The organism is Aphanizomenon sp. UHCC 0183, assembly GCF_009712065.1.
Classification (GTDB): domain Bacteria; phylum Cyanobacteriota; class Cyanobacteriia; order Cyanobacteriales; family Nostocaceae; genus Dolichospermum; species Dolichospermum heterosporum.
The window spans coordinates 7346-12423 of sequence record NZ_VILC01000116.1 but is presented as its reverse complement, the minus strand read 5'-3'; the positions used below and the strand labels follow the sequence as shown (position 1 = coordinate 12423).

Annotated in this window: 4 protein-coding genes; 1 reads left to right on the top strand and 3 read right to left on the bottom strand. The window is 38.1% G+C overall.

The window, feature by feature from the left end; genetic code table 11:
* Positions 1–97: 97 nt before the first annotated feature.
* Both FJR37_RS23565 and FJR37_RS23560 read right to left on the bottom strand, forming a co-directional pair.
* Positions 98–574, bottom strand: coding sequence for a DUF1499 domain-containing protein (locus FJR37_RS23565; RefSeq protein ID WP_168467271.1), 477 nt, complete (start codon positions 572–574; stop codon positions 98–100).
* Between the two features lie 134 nt (positions 575–708).
* Positions 709–2217, bottom strand: coding sequence for a UbiD family decarboxylase (locus FJR37_RS23560; RefSeq protein WP_039201858.1), 1509 nt, complete (start codon positions 2215–2217; stop codon positions 709–711).
* Between the two features lie 178 nt (positions 2218–2395).
* Here FJR37_RS23560 and FJR37_RS23555 point away from each other — a divergent pair, with 178 nt between their 5' ends.
* Positions 2396–3763, top strand: a complete 1368-nt coding sequence (locus FJR37_RS23555; protein ID WP_168467270.1) for a hypothetical protein — start codon at positions 2396–2398, stop codon at positions 3761–3763.
* A gap of 54 nt (positions 3764–3817) precedes the next feature.
* On the opposite strand, the gene FJR37_RS23550 is transcribed toward FJR37_RS23555, so the two are convergent.
* Positions 3818–5071: an FGGY-family carbohydrate kinase gene (locus FJR37_RS23550; RefSeq protein ID WP_168467269.1), complete on the bottom strand. Its 1254-nt coding sequence runs from the start codon at positions 5069–5071 to the stop codon at positions 3818–3820.
* Between the last annotated feature and the right edge of the window lie 7 nt (positions 5072–5078).

Genomic DNA, 5078 nt, shown 5'->3' with positions numbered 1-5078 from the left:
ATCTGCTTCCCTTCAGTCACAATGACAAATTCAAAAACTCTCCTATGTCATTGCGAATGTAACGAAGTGGAGTGAAGCAATCTCGTCTTCACCGACATTAAATATTCAAATCCCGTAAAGCTAACCGAATTTGTTCTAAGCGTCTGCGGTTGACACCAAAATCAGAATCTCCTACACGAGATGCAGAACGGATATGAATGACTGACTTATCGCTAGGAAAATAAAATTCCACATCATCAACAAACTTAAAAATGCGACTTTTAGAAATTGCATGAATATAACTATCTGTTTGTGATACAATTGTGGTGCGGGGAACAACAGTGAGAACTTTTAGTAAAGTTTCTCTCGCTTTATCTCTTTCTATATGATAGGTAATCGGTTCAATAGCGTGTTTAGTATCAGCATTTTGACTAACAACACAATTAGGAGAATTTGGACAAGAACTAAGATTACCTGACTCAATTCCTAAGCTAGAAGCTGAAGCAGTTGCAGGAATTATAAAACTCAGGATCAAAGTTAGGAATATCGAGAAAATAATCTTTCGTAGTTGAGCGATCGCTGTTAAATTGGACATAATCAGTTAATTCTTATATTTTGTGATTTTCTGTATATTATCAGCTTTCTATACATTATCATCAAATTAGGTTTTTCAGATTTTCCATCTTCAAATCACACTCCCCTTCTGATAGAGAAGGGAGAGTGTGGGTATTACTTCATATCGTAACCAAATAGATTAGGATCAACTTCTCCTAATTGTAAATCTGCTAAACCATATTCTTGCCAACGTCTTTCTACCATTTCCGCAACATCGGGATCTGATTTTAATGGTTCACCCCATTCATGTTCTGTTTCTGGAGGAATTTTTGTAGTGGCATCTATACCCATTCTCCCACCTAAACCAAGTTTTTCACTAGCAAAATCTAAAGTATCAAAGGGAGTATTTGGTAATATAAATACGTCTCTGGTAGGATCAACTTTGGAACTGATCGCCCAAACCACTTGACGGGGATCACGAACATTGATATCTTTATCAACGACAATCACGAATTTAGTGTAAGTAAATTGTGGTAGCGCACTCCAAAACGCTAAAGCTGCTCGTCGTGCTTGTCCAGGATAGGCTTTATCTATGGAAATAATCGCCGCTTTGTAACTTAACGCTTCCATTGGCAGGAAGAAATCAACTATTTCTGATACCTGTTGCCGTAAAATAGGGGTGTAAATGCGGTTAAGTGCGATCGCCATCATGGCTTCTTCTTTTGGTGGCAACCCGCTAAATGTGGTAAGATAAATGGGATTTTTGCGGTGTGTCATACACTGAAACCGCACCAAAGGGGAATCCTCCACACCGCCATAATATCCCATGTGGTCGCCAAAAGGTCCATCCGGTAAAACTTCCCCCGGTGTAATTGTCCCTTCTAAAACAAATTCAGAATCTGCGGGAACTTCCAAATCTACGGTTTTACATTTGGCTAAGTTGACTCCCGAACCGCCATACAATCCAGCAAATAACCATTCTGATAAATCTACAGGAATGGGTGTGGCTGCTGCCATAATGATTAAAGGATCTACACCCAGAGCGATCGCTACTTCTAACTTTTTACCACGTTCTGCCGCTTTGCGTAAATGTCTCGCACCACCCCGCACCGATAGCCAATGTACAGTCATAGTATTATTAGACTGTAACTGTAAACGATATACGCCTACATTGGGGATTCCCGTCTCACAATCCTTAGTAATTACCAATCCTAGCGTAATAATCTTGCCAGCATCTCCTGGATAAGGACGTATTAAAGGTAACTTATTTAAATCTAAATCATTTCCAGCAACTACCACCTGTTGACAAGGCGGAAAAAAGTCCCTTCCCGGTTTAGCTTTCACCACGTCAAACAGCACTTTACCAAAATCTATAGCTTGGGAAATCTTTTTCGGTGGTTTGGGTTGCTGAAGCATACTTAGCTTCTTTCCCAGGGTTTCCAACTCCTCTGGTTTTTCCATGTTCATCGCCCAGCATATCCTTTCCACAGTCCCCATTAAGTTAACTGCGACGGGAAAAGATGCACCTTTGACATTCTCGAATAGTAAGCCTGGACCACCTTTTTGCAGCATTCGGTTGGAAATCTCCGCAATTTCCATATCTGGATCAACCAAAGCTGAAATTCGCTTCAATTGCCCTCTTTCTTCTAGAATTTTAATGAATCCTCGTAAATCTCGCGCCATTGTTTTGTTTTAATTATGAAGAATTGTAAAGCTATTTTTATTTTAGTCTTGATTTGGATAAGTTGACTTTTTAGTACAAATATACTATATTGAGGAAAAGAGGGATTTTTCTCACGCAGAGACGCAGAGACGCAGAGAGGGAAATCCGGTTTTTAATTGATAAAAGTTAGGGGGTTTTATGTCGAAGTTAAATCACCAAATTTCTCTGTTAGAACTTATCCAAATTTTATCTGAATATCGTCAACATATCATTTTGAATTTATATAAGTTAAAGGAAGATTACCAGCGAACTGGGATTAAACTTGTGAGAGGTGTTAGAGATATTAATGGTGATTTAATAACTCCTAGTTTACAAACTGAAGATATTTATGCTGGTGATTTTGTGCAAATGGGTGTATTTGCTATAAATCGCAATACTGCTACTATTAATATGTTAGTCAAGCGGAAAGTTAAACTGGTAAAGGCGGAAGATCATACCCCTATTATTGAGATTGCAGGGTTACTGGCTCATGATTTGCATAATTTCAATAATTATACCATTGTCAAAGATGGTAAAGTTCATATTTCAGCTTTAAATATTAAAATCAGCAACAAGAAAGTATTTGATTTATTGCAATCTAAAGGCGTAATTACTGCTGATAAGTTTGAATTTGATTGTGAATATCAAATCCAATTAGATAATTTACCATTAGTTCCTGTTAATATCAATTTTGGCAATATTGATGGGTTATTTACGCAATTAGCAGAAATTAAGGTGATTACGAGCATTCTGTCTGCTTGCTTACGTCATCAATCAGAATTATTTGTGAGTAACCAAGTAGAGGAATTAAAACAACATTATTTATCGAAAAATCTCTATCTGAATTTTCCTACCACTCAGGAATATTCAGATCCAATTGATTCTCATATTAGTCATAAAATTGAGTTTGGTAATCAGGATATTCTTAACTTGAGTAAATTATATGCTGCTAACCAGTTTTTAGGGCGAAGATATGAAGTTTACGACCAAAAAACTGGAGAGATTTTCCTGAAACCAACTTTGGAAATGGTTTTAAATCAAAATATCGCTTTTCGACAAAAAGCCATTTCTGCAAGAATGAAACTAACTAAAGTTGATGATTTGATGAAACCCATTTTTGATGACTTTCTGGGAATCAATATCAATGGAAGAATAGGAGAAATTCTCGGCAAAGTTGGTGAGCATAATTTGGCGTTATTATTATATGCTCAACACGCTCATAAATCTGTCAATAGAGAAGAGTTAATTGCAGCTATGACGACAGCTTATAAAAAGTTAGTAGCTTATGTTGAGCAAATTTACCAAGAAAAGATTTCTCCTATGGTGTTTTATATTGGTTCGACAGGACTCTTACCAAATAAAATCTCAGCTACAGCGTTAACTGCTGATGAATTAACGGCTAAATATCCCCATTTGCAATTTTCTAAAAATGAACAATCAGGAACATTTTTTGAAGTAGGAAATACTATTATTAGCATTTACCCGCAAACAGAATATTACAGTAAAAATTCATTAGCTGTTAGTTAGTTCATAAACTAAGATCCCCGACTTCTTAAAGAAGTCGGGGATCTGAATCTTCAACTAAATCTGTACTTTTCCCATTGCTAAAAGTGCTGCTCCATAAGCTGCTTCTGTATGAATTGATGAAACAACTGGTACTTTTAAATAACGTTGACGAATAGCTGTCCAAGTGGAATTAGTCGCACCACCACCAGCAGTATAAATATGGGTTAAAGAATCTGCACCTAGATTTTGTAATAGTTCATATCCTCTAGTTTCTATTCTCGCCATACTTTCTAATAAACCATGTAGAAATTCTTTATTTTGATCGGGACGCGGTTCTAGTCTGGGTAATAATTGGGGATCATTAATGGGAAAGCGATCGCCTGGTTTCAATAATGGGTAATAATCTAACTCACTGGGTTGAGTTGGATCAATTTCCGCGCTTAACCTCACTAACTCAACATTGCTGAAAAAATACTTTAAAACAGCACCTCCTGTATTAGAAGCACCTCCAGTTAGCCACAAATCACCTAAACGATGGCTATAAATTCCATATCGCGCATCTTCAATTCTTTGACGACTTAAAAGTTTTAGCACTAAAGTTGAACCCAGCGAAGTTACCGCTTCCCCCGGAAATTTAGCTCCACTGGCTAGAAAAGCCGCAATACTATCTGTTGTGCCAGCAACCACCAAACAATCGCCTTTAAAGCCAAAATCAGCCGCAATCCAGGGAATTAATTCACCAATAGCAGTTCCCGGTGTTAACACTTGTGGTAACTGGAAGGGAATTTCTAACTGTTCCAACCATTGTGGATATTGCAATTTTTCTACATCATAACCTAGCTTTAAAGCGTTATGGTAATCGCTAATACCTAACTTTCCATGCAAAAGAAACCCCAGCCAATCGGCTTGATGTAGTAAATATCTGGCTTTTGCAAAATCAGGTAATGCTTGCATCCAGAGGAGTTTCGCTAGACTAGATGTAGCACTTAACACAGTGTGATTATCTGGAGCAATCCGACTCAACTGTTCTAAAGCCGCCGCACCCCGACCATCGTTGTACAATAGCGTCGCGTCTACAGGCTCTCCAGCCCCATCAGTCAGCAAAATAGTAGAAGAAGTCCCATTAATAGCGATCGCCCCGATTTCCCCCCTTAAAGCCCTCGGAATTTGCCCCAATAGACTCCATAAAGCCTCTCGCCAACATTTTACCCAGTCAATAGTCTCAACCAGCCAATAATGACGCATTTCCGACAAAACGCGACCTTCTTCATCAATTACCACACCCCGTGCGCCAGAAGTGCCAAAGTCAATACCAAGGGATAAAGTCATAAATTCA